This is a genomic window from Novosphingobium resinovorum, from assembly GCF_036352595.1.
In the GTDB taxonomy this organism is placed as follows: domain Bacteria; phylum Pseudomonadota; class Alphaproteobacteria; order Sphingomonadales; family Sphingomonadaceae; genus Novosphingobium; species Novosphingobium resinovorum_B.
In genome coordinates this window covers 20,538-35,639 of the sequence record NZ_JAZFAX010000030.1, presented here as the reverse complement: position 1 = coordinate 35,639, position 15,102 = coordinate 20,538, and the positions used below count along the sequence as shown (strand labels likewise).

The window sequence follows — 15,102 nt, the reverse complement described above, 5'->3', positions numbered from 1 at the left end:
GATGGCCGGATCGTCCATGCAGCGGCTCAAGGAAGGTTGGCGTATCCAGGTTCGCGTGATCCACGCGCTGACGCTACGTGAACTGCACACGCGTTTTGGCAGGGAGAATATCGGCTTCCTGTGGATCATGGTGGAGCCCTTGCTGTTCGCCGGGCTCGTGGCCATCATGTGGCGCTACATGAAAGGCCCCGAGGAGCACGGCATAAGCATCGTCGCTTTCGTGGTGACGGGCTATATTCCGATCACGTTGTTCCGCCACGCCGTCTCGCGCAGCATTTCGATCTTCGTGGCGAACAGTAGCCTGCTTTATCACCGGCAGGTCAAAGTGCTGGATTTCATCCTGGTGCGCTTCCTGATCGAGATGCTGGGCGGAATGATGGCCTTCACCTTCATTTCCTCCGTGCTTGGCTTGTTCGATGCGTTTCCGATGCCCGCCGATTTTGGCATGCTGATCGGAGGCTGGCTGCTTTATTCGATGGTCACGCTTTCGATCTGCTTCGTCGTCGGGCCGCTCTCAGAGATGTCGGAAGTGGTCGAGAAGTTCGTGCCGGTGCTGACATACATCATGATACCGTTCTCGGGTTCGTTCAGCATGGTGTCTTGGTTGACGCCGACGCTACGAGATTACATGCTGTGGTCGCCGTTCGTGAATGCGATCGAGATCATGCGCGGCGGTGTATGGGGCGAGAACCTGCAGGTCTTCTACAATGTGTGGCAGCCCATCGCTTTCTCGATGGTCTGCACCGTCATCGGGCTGGCCTTGTGCCGGCGTGTGCGAAGGACGCTTGCTGTCGAATGATCACCTGCCACAACGTCACCAAGAACTATGGCCATGGCGGCAGCGTTAAGCGTGTGCTGTCCGGGATCAACCTGCAGGTCAACGGCGGCGATCGCATCGCGCTGCTAGGCCGTAACGGCGCCGGCAAGAGCACTCTCATCAAGCTGATCGGCGGGGTCGAGATGCCGACGACAGGCAAGATCGCCCGCACCATGTCGGTATCCTGGCCGCTGGGATTCGCAGGGGGGTTCCAAGGTAGCCTCACCGGCTACGACAACGCCCGCTTCATCGCCCGCATCTACGATCGCGACTACAAGGACATGAAGGCCTTCGTCGAGGATTTCACCGAGATGGGCCGCCAGTTGCGGATGCCGGTAAAGACCTATTCGTCCGGCATGCGGGCGCGCCTGGCGTTTGCTCTGTCGCTGGCGATCGAGTTCGATTGCTATCTGATCGACGAGATCATCCTCGTCGGCGATCAGAACTTTCAGCGCAAGTGTCATTATGAACTGTTCGAGAAACGCAGTGATCGATCGATGATACTGGCCTCGCACAGCACGGACGTGGTGCGCGAATACTGCAACCGGGCGTTCCTGATCGATCAGGGGCAGGGCAGCGCCTACGATGATGTGAACGAAGCCGTAGAAGCTTATTCTGCCTTGTGAAGGGTAGAAAGAAACCCTTGACGCGTGCTCCGGCTGCCCAGGTTCTGGGGCGCCTCACCTCGGCCGGGCGGTTTGTGCAGCGGCATATCCGATGGGCAATTGACCGCAGTAGGAAGCATTGGTTCGATGCGATCGGGGCCGGCAGCTACATCAGGCGGGCGTGGGCCGCGCCACAGGTTCGCGACCTGCCCGCCAGGCAGGTCTATATCGACGTTTCCGTGATCTGTCGCAGCGATGCCGCCACCGGCATTCAACGCGTCGTGCGCTCAGTGGCTTTCCTGCTGGCCCGAATGGAAGGGCAGGGCCCGGGCTGGTCCGCGCCGATCTTCGTTTATGCGCACAAGGACCGGCATCAGGTCGTCCGGCTCGAAGGCGAGCGTTACGCGCTAACCGACGAACGGGTATCCTATGCTGCCGGAGACGTGTTCGTCGGGTTGGATTACGCTCTGGACGCCTTGTGGCGCATGCGTGGCCAACTGCTGGCAATGCGCCGCGCGGGTGTGCGTTTCTGGTACGTCGTGCACGATTTCCTGCCGCTGACGCATCCTCAATGGTTCTCCGCGGCCACGGTGCTGCGGTTCAGGATTTGGTTGACGCTTCTGGCGGCGACGGCGGAGGGGTTTTTCTGTGTCTCGCCCCCAGTTGAACAGGAACTGCGCGCCATCCTGCAGTCCCGCTTCGGCCGGGCGGAAGACTATCGCACGGTGGTGATCCCGATGGGCTGGGACATGAGTGCAGCGGTGCCGTCACGCGGGCTGACTTTGGGCTTTGATTCCGTTCTGCAGGCCTTGCGCGATTTTCCTTCGTTGCTGCTAGTGGGCACGATCGAGCCGCGCAAAGGGCATGCCGATGCGCTGGATGCGATGGAGCGGCTATGGTCCGCAGGAGACCAGACGCGTCTCGTCCTGGTAGGCGGCGTGGGCTGGAAAACCGAGGACCTGTGTGCGCGGCTCGAACGGCATCCCGAAGCGGGGCGGCGCTTGTTGCTGCTAGGCAAAGTAAGCGACGAAGCGCTGGAGTTGCTCTATGCGAGGTGCAGCGGGGTGTTGGTGCCTTCTCTCGCCGAGGGTTTCGGGCTGCCGGTGGTCGAAGCCATCGGGCGGGGCAAGCACGTCCTGGCTCGCGACCTGCCTGTTTTTGCCCAGCACACGGGCAAGGGTGTTTCCTTCTTCGAGCAGACGGCGTCCGCCGGGCAGTTGGCGCAGGCGGTTGGTGAATGGCTCGGCGGCATGGATCGTCTCGATCCGCCACGCCCTGATCTGCTGGCGACATGGAGCGAGACGGCCGCTGCCATCGCCACGACATTCGGGATAACGCCACCGCATGGCCAAGCTGGCAGCGCCTTGCCTCCGGTCGGTGAGGCAGGAGCGCAAGGTAGCCGGGCGGCGAATCTTGCTTTTACGAAAAAGCATAACTAGGGCTTTGTATTCAGCAACAAGAGTTTAGAAATTCATGGAATTTCCAGTTGTAATTCTTGCAGGTGGTCTTGGTACTCGTCTTCGTGAAGAAACGGATATCAAACCCAAACCCATGGTAGATGTTGGCGGGTATCCTATAATCTGGCATATCATGAAGCATTATGCTTCATTTGGGTGCAAAGAATTTGTGATTTGCCTCGGTTATAAAGGCGACGTAATACGTAAGTACTTTATGGAATATGCGTTGCAGCGTGCAAGTATTACTGTCGAGCTGTCCAGCAATAGCTGGAAGATTCATGATGGTGCCGCGCATGAGGACTGGACTGTGCACCTGCTGGAAACCGGCGCGGAAACGATGACGGGTGGGCGGATCGGCCGGGCGTCGCGGTTCCTAGGCAACCGGCCGTTCTTGGCGACGTACGGCGATGGGGTCAGCGACATCGACATTCGTGCGTTGGTCGATTTTCACAAAGCATCTGGACGGACCGCGACGTTGACCGCCGTTCGTCCTCCGGCGCGGTTCGGTGGATTGGTCATCGAGGATGGTGCGGTCAGTGAGTTCATGGAAAAGCCCCAGATCGGCGAAGGCTGGATTAACGGCGGTTTCATGGTGCTGCAGCCTGAGATCGCCGATCTGCTGACGACGGACGAGACGATCCTGGAACGTGCTCCGCTCGAAACGCTCGCCCGGCAAGGACAACTCGGCGCCTTCATGCACGACGGGTTCTGGCAATGCATGGATACCGTCCGCGATCTTACGTATCTGCGCGAACTCTGGGACGGCGGGGCAGCTCCCTGGAAGAGCTGGCGGTAATCTCCTGACATATCTGGTGGAAGCACGATAGAATGCCATTCAACGACGCATATTCGGGTCGCAAGGTCCTCATCACCGGCCACACCGGCTTCAAGGGAAGCTGGCTGGCGACCTGGTTGGACTCCCTCGGCGCTCAGGTCTGCGGTTATTCCGATGCCGTGCCGACCACGCCCTCGCTGTTTGAGAAGGCCGGGCTGGCCGGGCGGATCGATCATCGGCTCGGCGATATCCGGGATCTTGCCCGCTTCAGCCAAGTGGTGAAGACGTTCCGTCCGGACTTCGTGTTCCACCTTGCGGCGCAGGCCATCGTCTCGACCTCGTACAACAATCCGCTCGAGACCCTGGATGTCAACGTCATGGGCACGGCCACGGTGCTGGAAGTGTTGCGCGACGTCGATTGGCCCTGCACGGCGGTGATCATCACCAGCGACAAGGTCTATGACAACGTCGAGTGGCCTTGGGGTTATCGTGAGACAGACGCTCTGGGCGGCAAGGACGTATATAGTGCCTCCAAGGGCGGGGCCGAACTGGCATTCAAGTCCTATTTCCATTCGTTCTTTACCAAGAGCGACGTGTCCGTCAGGCTCGCGACCGCCCGTGCGGGCAACGTCATCGGCGGCGGTGACTGGGCGGCCGACCGGATCGTGGCCGATTGCGTGCGCGCCTGGTGCGAGGATCGCACGGTCGAGATCCGCAGCCCGCGATCCACGCGGCCTTGGCAGCATGTGCTCGAACCCCTGAGCGGTTACCTGTGGCTGGGTGCCCGGCTTGCGCAGGACGCTAACTATCATGGAGAGGCTTACAATTTCGGTCCCCGCGCAGAACAGAATGCCACGGTTCTGGAACTGCTGGCGGCCCTCGCCGAAGTCTGGGGGCATGAAAATCCCGAGCATGCCTACAAGGTGACCGGCAATATCCCATTCCACGAGGCCAGCCTGCTCAAGCTGAACGTCGATAAGGCGCTGCTTGCCCTGTCGTGGGAACCCAACCTGTCCTATCGTGAGTGCATGACGATGACCGGCGAATGGTACCGCGACGTTCTCAAGGGCGGTAACGATGCTCTGGCGATGACGCAGGAGCACATCGCTTCCTACGAGCGGTTCGCGCTCGAACGTGGCCGCGTGTGGGTGGCATGAACGGCGTGATCCTGACATCGCTGCGCAGGATCGCCACGCTCGGCGGCGACGTGCTTCACGGCATGAAGCAATCAGATGAAGGTTTTGCCGGTTTTGGCGAAGCCTATTTTTCACGGGTTAGTCAGGGCCATGTGAAGGGGTGGAAGCGTCACAACCGGATGACGCTCAATTTCGTTGTGGCCTCCGGTCAGATCCGCGTCGGCGTTCGCGACGACGCGGCAGGGGAGACGCGGTATTTCCTGCTTGGCCCAGATACGCCGGAAAGCCATGCGCGGCTGACGATCGGTGCGGGGTTGTGGGTTGCGTTTGGAGGTGTCGCGCCAGGAGAAAGCGTACTGCTCAACCTTGCCAGCATCGAGCACGATCCGACGGAATCGGAGACAATGCCGCTCGAAACTTTCTCTTGGGAATGGTGATGGTGTGGTGACGCAGGCGGATGCTGGCAGGAACGTTATGGAAACGACGGTAGTCATCGGTGCGGGCGGCTTGCTGGGCAGCGCGCTGGCGGCAGGCCTGGAACGGGCTGGCGGCAAGGTAGTGCGCCTGAGCCGCGGCGACATTGACCTTGTGCGGGTCGATGCGATCGCGGAGGCAATCGCGCGGGCGGGCGCCGTGCGGGTATTCAATTGCGCCGCTCATACCGATCTTGAAGCAGCGCAGGATGCGCCTGGGCTGGACCGGGCGGTCAATTGCGATCTGGCAGGCGCCATCGCGCGCGCCTCTGCCGACCAGAACATTCCCCTCGTCCATTTTTCCAGCACCGGCTGCTACGGGGACTGGAAAGAGACACCCTACGTCGAAGACGACGAACCACGGCCGCTCAGCAATCACCATCAAGCGAAGCTGGCCGGTGAGCACGCAGTGGCGGCGGCAGGGGGGGATCATGCCATCTTCCGGCTTGGCTGGCTTTATGGCGGAGAGACCGACCAGCCCAAGAACTTCGTGTGGAAGCGCATCGTCGAGGCCGCCGGCAAGACGCAGATGACCAGCGATGCGGTCCAGTGCGGCTGCCCCACCTATGTCGAGGATGTCGTACGCCAAGTGCTGCTGGCAGTCGGCGAAGGACAGCGGGGCGTGTTCAACGCCGTTTCGCAAGGTTCGGCGTCACGCTGCGATTACGTGCGTACAATCGTTTCGGCGGCCGGGCTGCCTTGCGTTGTCGAGGCAGGTCCGGGCTTCGCGCGCAAGGCGCCGGTGTCCTCGAACGAGACGGCAGTCAACGCGCGACTGCAGGCTGCCGGGCTCGATATCATGCCGCACTGGCGCGATAGTCTTGCCAGTTATGTGACCGGACTGCTGCGCGATAATCCCATTCCCTGACCCGCGCCTCGCCCGGGTAACACACTCTTGAAGAGGCCCTTGTCCTTAATGAGCAAGCAGCAGGAAAATCCGAAGATCCTCCACCGGATCTATTTTGAGAACTTCAAGCCGTTCCACGATCCTTTCCTGCACTATCTCGACAGCTGGCGTCGCGAGATGCCCGATTACGAAATCAAGCTGTGGGGTCCGCACAATCTCGATGTAGACACAATCCCGTGGACGCGGATCGCAAGCGAGAAGAAATCGCCGGTCTTCCTGTCGGAATATTTCCGCTGGAAGGTGCTGTCCGAATATGGCGGCGTCTATCTCGATGCGGATTGCGAGGTGCTGGACGGCAAGGTGCTGCACGGCATCGTCGAGGATCTTTACGCCCAGGACGAATACGACTGCTTCTTCGGCGTTGAGGAAGTCGGAAACGGGCATCCCACCGCACAGACCTTCGGCGCGAAGCGGGGGTCGGACCTCGTGCGTTTCATGGTTGATCTGTACGAGAACCGCCTGGAACCGCTGTGGCACTGGCGCGAGACACGTGGGCTGATCGGGCCGCAGCTGCTCTCGCTGTATTTCCGCAACCGTGACATCAATGTGGCGGATGACGGATTTTTCAAGAACCTGACCGACCCGGTTATGAGTGCCGGAGCGAAGGTCTACCCGCAGAAATACTTCTCACCCAAGTTCTCGCTGCTGGGCGATGCCCTCGACTACGAGAAGGGCAGCACTTGTGTCTATCACATGTTCGCCAACTCGAACGTCGATTTCAGAAGCAACAAGCGGCTGCAATCGGCGCGCAAGCAGGCGCTGACGTTCGCGGAATATCGCGCCGAAATTGAGAAGGCCTCGCGTTTCCCGCGTGATTACCATGCCTCGCATTTTTCGGTCCGTGACGGCTTGCAGACCGCTGAGGGTATCCAGGGGCAGGGTAATGGCCTCTTGATGTACGGCCCCTACATCTCGTTGCCGGGCGGCGAATATGTGGCGACCGTAGAGTGCCTCAAGCGTCCTCGCAAGGGCAAGGCGGTGCTTGCGGTGACGGCGGAATCCGGCGCGGCACAATTGGGGAAGGCGGAAATTGCCTTCGCGTCCAAGGCTGCGCTGCGGGTACCCTTCAACATCGCCGGCAAGGGCGCCAACATGTGCGAGATCACGCTGGTCATTGACGGCGTCGAGCGCATCGTCGTCACCAACGTTCATATTGAACGGACGTCCGAACTGGCGAACCAGTGCCCGACGGCGCTTGGACCGCCGGCCGTACCTGCCGTGGTCGCATCGCGATCCTCGCTCAAGCGCATTCACCGCATCTACTTTGGCTTCGATGGTAAGCCCGATCCATTTGGCCGCTATCTCGACACCTGGAAGCGACAGCTTCCCGATTTCGAGATCATGCACTGGAATGCTGACAACCTGCCGATGGATGCCAACGATTATGTGCGGCAGCTCTACAAGGAGAAGGACCATGCGTTCCTGACCGATTACTTTCGCTGGTATCTGTTGCGTGAATATGGCGGCAGTTATTTCGATGCCGATCTGGAGGTGGTGAACGGGTCGATCTATTCCCAGCTCATCGAGGACATGGAAGCGTCCACCAGCTACGATGCGTTGATCGGTATCGATGAAAGCAACGGCGGCTGGTACACCGCGCATTCGATGGCCTCGAAGCCGGGCAGCGAACTGGCCACCTTCATGTGCGACGTCTACGACAGCTTCGGCAAGTTCACCGCGTGGCGCAAGCGCGGCATGTTCTTCTGGGCACCGCAACTCGTCGGCCTCTATTTCTCCGACCGAGGCTTCCACACCGAAGGCATGGGGACCATGCCCCACTTGCGTAAGCCGCAGGTCGTGGAGCGGGTAAAGGTCTATCCGCAGGACTATTTCTCGCCGCTGGCGCCGACGGGCAATAGCGACAAGCCTTTCGATCTCAACGGATATTCGGACAATACTGCACTGTGCCATCATTTCGCATGCTCATGGCACGAAGAGGGATCGATCTACCTTTCCCATTCGCAGGAAAAGGGCGGGCAGGCCAAGGTGCTTCTGCGCGAACTCGCCAAGGCCGAAGGTCGCCAGATCGTGACGGAGAAGTACCGCAGCGGTGCCCTGCACATGTCCTTCGTTCCCGGTGGCAAGCACCTGCTGACGCAGATCGGGGCCGCCAGCGGAGTGGATTATGCAACGACCGCCCGGGCCGGCTACCTGGTCCATGGCCTGAGCCAGCCCGTGACCAAGGGGCGCTATCGCGTGTCCTTCCACCTCAACCGGATATCGCGGCCAGGCGAGATCACCGTGCAGGTCACGGCGGATGGCGGCGCGCGTTCGATCGGCGAACATACGCTTACACTGCCCACGGACAAATCGCAGGGTATCGTCTTTTGCGACGTGGATATCGAGTCCGACGTGGACGACCTCGATTGCCGCCTGTTGGTTGACGAGAAGTGCGCGCTGTTTTGCATCGAACTCACGATCGACAGGATTACCACCCCTGACGCTGCCCGGGCTTTTTCAGGTCCGGCCGCGGACATGGTCGAACCGGCCTGATACAGGCCATTTCCGCACAAGCGGCATCATGATGCCGCTTGTGCGGAAAGGCTATTTCAGAGCAGGCGTGGATCGGGCGGCAGCGTGCTGCCGCCTTGCGGATGCAGCGCAATTGAATCTATCTGCACCGGATCCGGGCCTGCCGGGCTGATCGAGAGGTTGAACGGCGCGCTCTGTGCGCAAACCGCGATCGTCGTCGACCAGACGAAGCCCCCACTGTCGGACCGATGATAGCATCCGCCATCCTCGCTGGGTGGCGTGATGATAATAACGGGGGGCGTCTGCGATGGCGTCGGCAGCGCCCCTTCCACAGTGACCGCATAGCGCGCAGGCACCAGGCGGATGTCGGGGCCGGTCAGGCTGTCGCCCTGGGGCACCAGAACGCTTTGGCCCCTGACGCCTAAGGCACCGCGCGGTGTCGTGGTGCGCAATTCCGGTGCACTGGCGGGATAGCTGCGGACGAGCGGGGGCATGCGCTGGGCGAGCGCGGTGCACATGTCTTCAAGCCGGCGGGCCATCCGGTCGAAGCCCAGTTGCAGGGCATGGTCGGCAGCCCGTTCACGCTGCTCGTCTTCTTCGGTCGATGGGGTAGCAGATGCCGCGAGGATTCGTGCGATGCCATCGGCAATCGCGGCAGGATCGAGGCCGTCCAGCATGTGCGCGATGCCTTCCAGCTCGGAAAAGATCGGAATCGGGGTGACTGCCAGTGGGCGACCGCTGGCCACTGCGTGACGCACCGCGCCGCTCGCCGATTCATCGGTCTGCTGATAAGGAAAGACGATCAGGTCGGCGTCGGCCAGCGCCTGCTGGATGTCTTCCTCGCGCCGGAATGTGAAATCGCCGGTGACGAGATCCGACAGGCCAAGCCTGTCGATGGACTCGCGTATCCGCGCGATCGTGTCGCGGGAAGCGGGATCGGGAAATTCGGCATTGAGCAGGAGCAGGCGCACCGGCGCTCCCGCATCGCGCAGCAGCGCCGCGCTTTCGACAAGTTCTACTAGTCCCTTATGCGGGAGGGCAAAGCCGAAGGAGGCGATCAGGGGCAGATCGTGGAACTGGCGCTTCACCCACCCGGTACCTGATGCAATCGGTGGCAGGCCATGCGAGAAAAGCGTCACGTTATCGACCAGCCCGATCGCGGCGAGCCGGTTGAGGTCGGTGGTCGAATGGACGAGGATGCGGGCGCACCGGGCCAGCGTGTCCTTCATTTCCAGCAGCACCGCGCAGCCACCTTCGGCGGCAGGCAGGGCGGTGGCATGCATTTCGATGACTACAGCCACGCCGCCGCGCGTGGCTGTGGTCACGAGCGCGGACAGATCCTCCTGATCGAAGAACGCGAAGCCGAACTGGATGACTATCACGTCGAAGTGGCGCCGGTCGGCGATCTGGGTGACTTGGATAAGACCCGTGCCGACAGGGCGCGTCCACAGAGGTATAACGCGGTGAGGGCCGCAGCCGGAAGGATCCGCGCCCTCACGCGCCAGGATCGTTATCGGTCCCGCGAAATGGGCAAGCAGATGCCGGGAGTAGGTGGCAATGCCGCAGGCTTCGCCCCATGTCGATATCCAACCTATGCGCGTCCGATCGCGTACTTGACCGCGCGCCGCCTCACGCGCTTGATCGCGTATGTGGGCAATGTGGCGCGCGGCAACGATCCGCCAGTTCTGGTCTGCTTTCGTGCGCCGGTGCGCCCGGGCAGCCATGTCCGCCCGCTGTTCGGGGCTGGAAGCGAATGCTTCGCGCAGCCGCGCACGCAGCATGGCTGGATCGGGGGCGGCCCAGGCGGACCCGGCGAGGCCCAGATGGCTGCGGGAAGGCGCGAAGCCGCAATCCACCAGCCACATGTCTGCCGCCGAGCAGAAATCCATGTGTCCGCTCCAGGCCGAGGCGATCACCGGGATGCCGCAGGCGGCGGCTTCCGCGATCGGCAGCCCGAAGCCTTCGGCACGCGTCGGATAGACGGCCACATGGCATTGTCGGTGCAGGGCCTTTAGTTCGGCCGGAGAAAGGTCTTCTTCCAGCGTGATGACATCGGGGAAGTCGGCTTGCCCTGTGCGCAGGGCCTGCAACATTGCATCGAGCGCGGGAGCATGGGCCGGGGTGATCTTGATGACGAGAGACACAGGATCGGCGCTGGTGAAACTGCGCGCGAAGGCATCGAGCAGCAGGTCCAGTCCCTTGCGATCCAGGCCGGACGATACGTGCAGGAAGCGGAATTCGCGTGCATCGAGGTGGAAATCGGAGGCAGGAGTGATCACGTCGAAATGATCCACCCCCAGACCACAGACGCTGATCGGCGTCGTCACGCCGTTGTCGATCAGAACTTTTTCGACATGGCTCGATGTCACCAGGATCAGGTCAAGGCCGGTGTTGAATTCGCGCACGCTGTCATGCGGGAATGCGGTTTCTTCCCAGGCATAGCCATGCAGCGAGCGCAGATCGCCAACCATTCCGTCGACGTGCGGCGGATAGACATTGCGGCTGTGCACTGTGAATGCACAGGTGTGTGGCGCAGACCGCCGCCGTGCATCCGCCATGCGATCGACATCGGGATTGGCCGCGAGGAAATCCGCATCAGGCTCGTAAGCGCCATCGCCGTCTGCCGATATCAGTGCGATTTCGTGGCCGAAGCGGCCGACGGCTCGCGCCAGCTCGCGGTTGACAAGTGCAAGGCTGTAGCTTGAATCGAACGGCCCTTCCATGCGCCAGGATTGGGCTCCCCCCCGCTTGGCAGGGGCCAGATGCAGCATCGCAATGCGCTCGTTTTCGGCTAGGGCATCGGCGGCATCGCGAATATCGGCGGGTGACAGGCCGCCGGCGCCGTGCAGGTCGGCGATACGATCCAGCACCGCGTCCATATTTGGAAGAGTGCCGGCTGCCGGCAGGGGGCTTCGCGCCCCGGCTTCGCGTTCCAGGGACTGAAGTGCGCGGCAGGCGCTTCTTTGCCAGTCGAACAGGGCGCTGCGCTGGCGTGCGTGATCCTCAAGTCGGCGCCGGAAGGCATCGTCGCCCAGCGCCTTGGTTAGCAGCCGTGCAAGGTCACCTTCGCGGAGCGGATCGAACAGGGCCTCGTTCCATCCGATCACTTCGGGAAGGCTGGAATTGTCAGAGGCGATCGTTGCCGTCCCGCAGCTCATCGCCTCGAGGGGGGGAAGCCCGAAGCCTTCGCGCAGGGAGGGAAAAGCGAAAACGGTGGCGCCCGAATAGAGTGCCACCAGTTCGGTGTCGGAGATCTGGCCCGTCACCACCAGTTGATCCGCGCCCAGCCCCGCCCGTCGCGCCAGCCTAAAAAGACGCGCAAGGGCAGGTTCGGGCGGTGCGCAGACGAAGACGAGCTGGGTTTGGGAACGCAGGGACTGCCGTACGCGGGCGAATTCGCGCAGCAGGGTTTCGTAGTTCTTGCGCGGTTCGAAGGTCCCGGCATGCATGACGTAGCTGCCGGTGATGCCGAAACGAGCCTGCAGCATCGCCGGATCGGGCCGCGCGCCGGAGGCGAACAGGCGCGTATCCACCGCCGATCCCGGTGAATGAACATGATCCGCCGCAAATCCGAGCAGCGCGATCGCCTCATCGCGCGAGGTATCCGAATTGGTGAGCAGGAAATCATTCCGGCACAAGGCGGACAGGCATTCGTCGAACCAGGCCCTGACCCGCTCGCCGGGCAGGTAGAGATCGGGATCGCTGAGCGGGATCAGGTCGTAGAAGATTGATCCCAAGGCATAGGCCCGGGTGAAATGGCCGCCGTGGCCAACGGTATCATCAAGGAAGCCCTCGATGGTGCTGGAAGTCAGCACCACGTCCGGGCGCAGGTCGGCCAGCAGTTTTTCGTAGATGATTCGGGCCACCCCGGCGCGCCCGGCGTTCTCCGGGTTTTGGGCGTGGATGCCCGCGAGAGCGGCGAATTCCAAGATCGTCACGTCGGCACCCGCCCGCTCCAGCAGATCGCGCCGTACCTCTTCGGCGATGGCGGGCAAGCCGGCATTGCACAACAGGATGATTTCGTGGCTCTGCGCGATGCGGATCAGCGCGGCGGTGAAATCGCGCGTGTGACGGCCTATTCCGCGATGGCGGCTGTCGTTCTGGAGGGCCTGCAGGTCGATGACGAGGCGCATCAGGACAGCCTTGCCAGCATCGCGTGCATGATCTGCCGACTGCGTACTGATGTGCCTTTGAAACGATCCGCCGGGCCTGGTCCGTCCATCGGGTCTGACACGGCGGCGATCAGACTTTCTACGCGCAGCAGTTGCACGCTCATCGCTTCATGGCTTTGCGCCAGCGCGAAGGCTATCGCCCGCTCGCGCCGCGCGGCGGCGTCCATCGGTTCAAGCCCGAGGAGGGGGCGCAGCAACCACCCGAGCAACGGCAGGCGCCCGAGCGCGCGACGCTGCAGCATCCTGTTCAGCCCCGATAGATCGGCCGACAGGCGCCGGGCTTCGTCTGATGTCGCGATCGAGGCGACAAGATCAATCTTGCGCCCGCCGCGGCGCAGGAAATCTTCCGCACTCTTTCGGCCGGAAGGGTCCAGCTTGCGGCACAGCAGGGTCACGTAGGCGAACCGCACGAAGTCCGGCCCCTCGATATCGAGAAGGTCGTGCACGTTCTCGCATGCGCGTACCCTGCGCGGCGCTTGGGGCGAAGCTGCCTGGGCTGTCGGAGTCATCGGAGCAGGTCGACTGAACCGTCGTTGCGTCAGGCGGCCACGAATCCGCCTTGCGCGGGCGTCGTCGTCACCGGCTTGACGACCATTCTGGCGCTATGGCCGGGCAGCAGCAGATCGCCTCCTCCGATCCCGGAAATGCGTGACGCGACCACGGTCTCCAGCTTGTCGAGCTTGTCGAACATGTCCGCGGCATGAGCGTGGATGGCATTTTCGAGCGCCCGCAGCCGGTATTCGCGCGAGCTGTCGCCGTCGCTTTTCCTTGCCAGGAGGAACAGCCTCCCGACCAGGGGCCAGCGCGAGCGCCGGTAATTGGCAAGTCCCTTGGCGAGGCCGGGCAGATCGGCGTCGAAATCACAGCCCTCGCGTGAGCGTACGAGCCGCGAAACGATCGCGATCTTGCGTTCACCACGACGTACCAAACGCAGATACGAAGTCATGCCGTCAGGATCGACCGGCCTGCCCAGCAAGGTCAGGTATGCGCAACGCACGAAGGCTCGATCGTGAAGGGAAAGCAGTTCGGCAAGGCTTTCCGCTGGCTGCCCGGATTCGATCAAACTCATCGTGCTCGCGCCAGTCATGAAAAGTGGTATCCTTGGAACATTGGGTTAACTCCGTTGCTTGGCCGCAGTATGGTAACGGCGCAGTGCACTCCATAACAGGTTGCAATCTGATCTTCCGGCCTCCGATGGTGCGACCCGTCTGCATCGGCGATGCTTCTACGGGCTGAAGATCCGATTGCAAACCCAGGCCCACCGCTACCGGATCTCCCGGCTCCCGCCATCTTATCGGCTGATGGACCCAGGCTTTACCTCAGGAGTCTGCCGGCATGTGTTCTGACGTCGCTGTCCTGACCGACCAGGAAGTAGTTTTCATGAAACGGCCGCGTTGCTAGGAAAGCGCGCAAATCACCCTCGAATTTCTCGATGGTGCCGTCGTCGTGCACTGTGAATATCTCTCGACCCTGCCCGCCGCATAGCGAGACGAGATCATCGAGCCGGGCGAATCTTTCCCAGCGTTCCATCCCAAGTTCGATCATGACGGCGCACGATGGAGAGCGCTCCAGTGTACGGGCGGCACCCTTAAGAATGAAAGGTTCATAGCCTTCTGCATCGAGCTTTATGAGGTCGATCTTCTCATCTTCGAGCAGAATTGCATCGAGCGTGGCGACTTCGACTTCGAATGCGGCATCGGCGTCTTGGTCGCCGAGCAGGTTTGCGGACGCCATGTTGCTGTGCGATCGAGTGAGCTGGGCAGTACCTGGCTTGTCGCCCAGTGCCAGGCGTTCGACGCGTGCATGCCCTGTAAGACCATTGATCTTCAGGTTTTCCAAACACATGCCATATACTTCGGGATTGGGCTCAAAGGCGATGAGACGACCGGAACTGCCAACCTTCGTAGCCAGTTTCACCGTATAGTAGCCCATGTTCGCGCCGATATCGACAACGTGCATTCCTGGCTTAGCGTACTCGCAAAGAACATTGTCCACATTGGTTTCCCAATGCCCACCCATGATAATCCAGGGAGTGATGTTGCGGTCTTCCGTATTAACGAAAAAAGGCTGACCTGTGTGCAGATATGTCAATCCCCACCCATTATTAAGAGGATAGTAGGGGCGACCACTGCGTTGAGCGTATAGATCGTAATGGTTGCATGAAATGTGTAGAATTTTATCAACACGTTCATTGATATAATCGAATTTATCGTCAGTAATGTCGCTCACTATTTTTCCCTCTTTGCCGCCGCTGGAGATTTGGATGGCTAATGCTGAAGGATCAGATG

At 61.3% G+C, this 15,102-nt stretch carries 12 protein-coding genes; 8 read left to right on the top strand and 4 right to left on the bottom strand.

The features are described from left to right. Position 1: 1 nt before the first annotated feature. From V2S85_RS21535 to V2S85_RS21500, 8 genes are read left to right on the top strand one after another with little or no spacing between them, the layout of a single operon-like run. On the top strand, positions 2-799 hold the full coding sequence (locus V2S85_RS21535) for an ABC transporter permease (protein ID WP_330704866.1): 798 nt from the start codon (positions 2-4) through the stop codon (positions 797-799). Continuing rightward, positions 796-1,443 (top strand): ABC transporter ATP-binding protein, encoded by a 648-nt coding sequence (locus V2S85_RS21530; protein ID WP_330704865.1) that lies wholly within the window; start codon positions 796-798, stop codon positions 1,441-1,443. Before V2S85_RS21535 ends, V2S85_RS21530 begins: the two co-directional genes overlap by 4 nt. Before the next feature lie 17 nt (positions 1,444-1,460). After that, positions 1,461-2,861 carry a glycosyltransferase family 1 protein gene (locus V2S85_RS21525; RefSeq protein WP_330704864.1) on the top strand — a complete coding sequence of 467 codons (1,401 nt, stop codon included), beginning with the start codon at positions 1,461-1,463 and terminating at the stop codon, positions 2,859-2,861. Positions 2,862-2,895: 34 nt separating this feature from the next. Further along, on the top strand, positions 2,896-3,675 hold the full coding sequence (gene rfbF, locus V2S85_RS21520; RefSeq protein WP_330704863.1) for a glucose-1-phosphate cytidylyltransferase: 780 nt from the start codon (positions 2,896-2,898) through the stop codon (positions 3,673-3,675). Between the two features lie 32 nt (positions 3,676-3,707). Further along, positions 3,708-4,811 carry a CDP-glucose 4,6-dehydratase gene (gene rfbG, locus V2S85_RS21515; RefSeq protein WP_330704862.1) on the top strand — a complete coding sequence of 368 codons (1,104 nt, stop codon included), beginning with the start codon at positions 3,708-3,710 and terminating at the stop codon, positions 4,809-4,811. Beyond that, positions 4,808-5,227: a dTDP-4-dehydrorhamnose 3,5-epimerase gene (locus V2S85_RS21510; RefSeq protein ID WP_330704861.1), complete on the top strand. Its 420-nt coding sequence runs from the start codon at positions 4,808-4,810 to the stop codon at positions 5,225-5,227. Before rfbG ends, V2S85_RS21510 begins: the two co-directional genes overlap by 4 nt. Positions 5,228-5,234: 7 nt before the next feature. Then, positions 5,235-6,131 carry an SDR family oxidoreductase gene (locus V2S85_RS21505; protein ID WP_330704860.1) on the top strand — a complete coding sequence of 299 codons (897 nt, stop codon included), beginning with the start codon at positions 5,235-5,237 and terminating at the stop codon, positions 6,129-6,131. A gap of 48 nt (positions 6,132-6,179) precedes the next feature. Next, positions 6,180-8,663 (top strand): glycosyltransferase family 32 protein, encoded by a 2,484-nt coding sequence (locus V2S85_RS21500; protein WP_330704859.1) that lies wholly within the window; start codon positions 6,180-6,182, stop codon positions 8,661-8,663. Positions 8,664-8,719: 56 nt separating this feature from the next. On the opposite strand, the gene V2S85_RS21495 is transcribed toward V2S85_RS21500, so the two are convergent. The 4 genes from V2S85_RS21495 to V2S85_RS21480 form a co-directional block, all read right to left on the bottom strand. Beyond that, positions 8,720-12,775 carry a glycosyltransferase gene (locus V2S85_RS21495; protein ID WP_330704858.1) on the bottom strand — a complete coding sequence of 1,352 codons (4,056 nt, stop codon included), beginning with the start codon at positions 12,773-12,775 and terminating at the stop codon, positions 8,720-8,722. Continuing rightward, positions 12,775-13,260: a hypothetical protein gene (locus V2S85_RS21490; protein ID WP_330704857.1), complete on the bottom strand. Its 486-nt coding sequence runs from the start codon at positions 13,258-13,260 to the stop codon at positions 12,775-12,777. Before V2S85_RS21490 ends, V2S85_RS21495 begins: the two co-directional genes overlap by 1 nt. Positions 13,261-13,352: 92 nt before the next feature. Next, on the bottom strand, positions 13,353-13,901 hold the full coding sequence (locus V2S85_RS21485; RefSeq protein WP_330704856.1) for a hypothetical protein: 549 nt from the start codon (positions 13,899-13,901) through the stop codon (positions 13,353-13,355). A 227-nt stretch (positions 13,902-14,128) separates the two neighbouring features. Beyond that, complete coding sequence (locus V2S85_RS21480) at positions 14,129-15,043, bottom strand: FkbM family methyltransferase (protein ID WP_330704855.1); 915 nt, start codon at positions 15,041-15,043, stop codon at positions 14,129-14,131. Between the last annotated feature and the right edge of the window lie 59 nt (positions 15,044-15,102).

Bases quoted from the DNA above. Each gene is read 5' to 3' on its own strand.
- V2S85_RS21535 (WP_330704866.1), top strand. From the start codon at position 2: ATGGCCGGATCGTCCATGCAGCGGCTCAAGGAAGGTTGGCGTATCCAG.
- V2S85_RS21530 (WP_330704865.1), top strand. From the start codon at position 796: ATGATCACCTGCCACAACGTCACCAAGAACTATGGCCATGGCGGCAGC.
- rfbF (WP_330704863.1), top strand. From the start codon at position 2,896: ATGGAATTTCCAGTTGTAATTCTTGCAGGTGGTCTTGGTACTCGTCTT.
- rfbG (WP_330704862.1), top strand. From the start codon at position 3,708: ATGCCATTCAACGACGCATATTCGGGTCGCAAGGTCCTCATCACCGGC.
- V2S85_RS21510 (WP_330704861.1), top strand. From the start codon at position 4,808: ATGAACGGCGTGATCCTGACATCGCTGCGCAGGATCGCCACGCTCGGC.
- V2S85_RS21500 (WP_330704859.1), top strand. From the start codon at position 6,180: ATGAGCAAGCAGCAGGAAAATCCGAAGATCCTCCACCGGATCTATTTT.
- V2S85_RS21495 (WP_330704858.1), bottom strand. From the start codon at position 12,775: ATGCGCCTCGTCATCGACCTGCAGGCCCTCCAGAACGACAGCCGCCAT.
- V2S85_RS21485 (WP_330704856.1), bottom strand. From the start codon at position 13,901: ATGACTGGCGCGAGCACGATGAGTTTGATCGAATCCGGGCAGCCAGCG.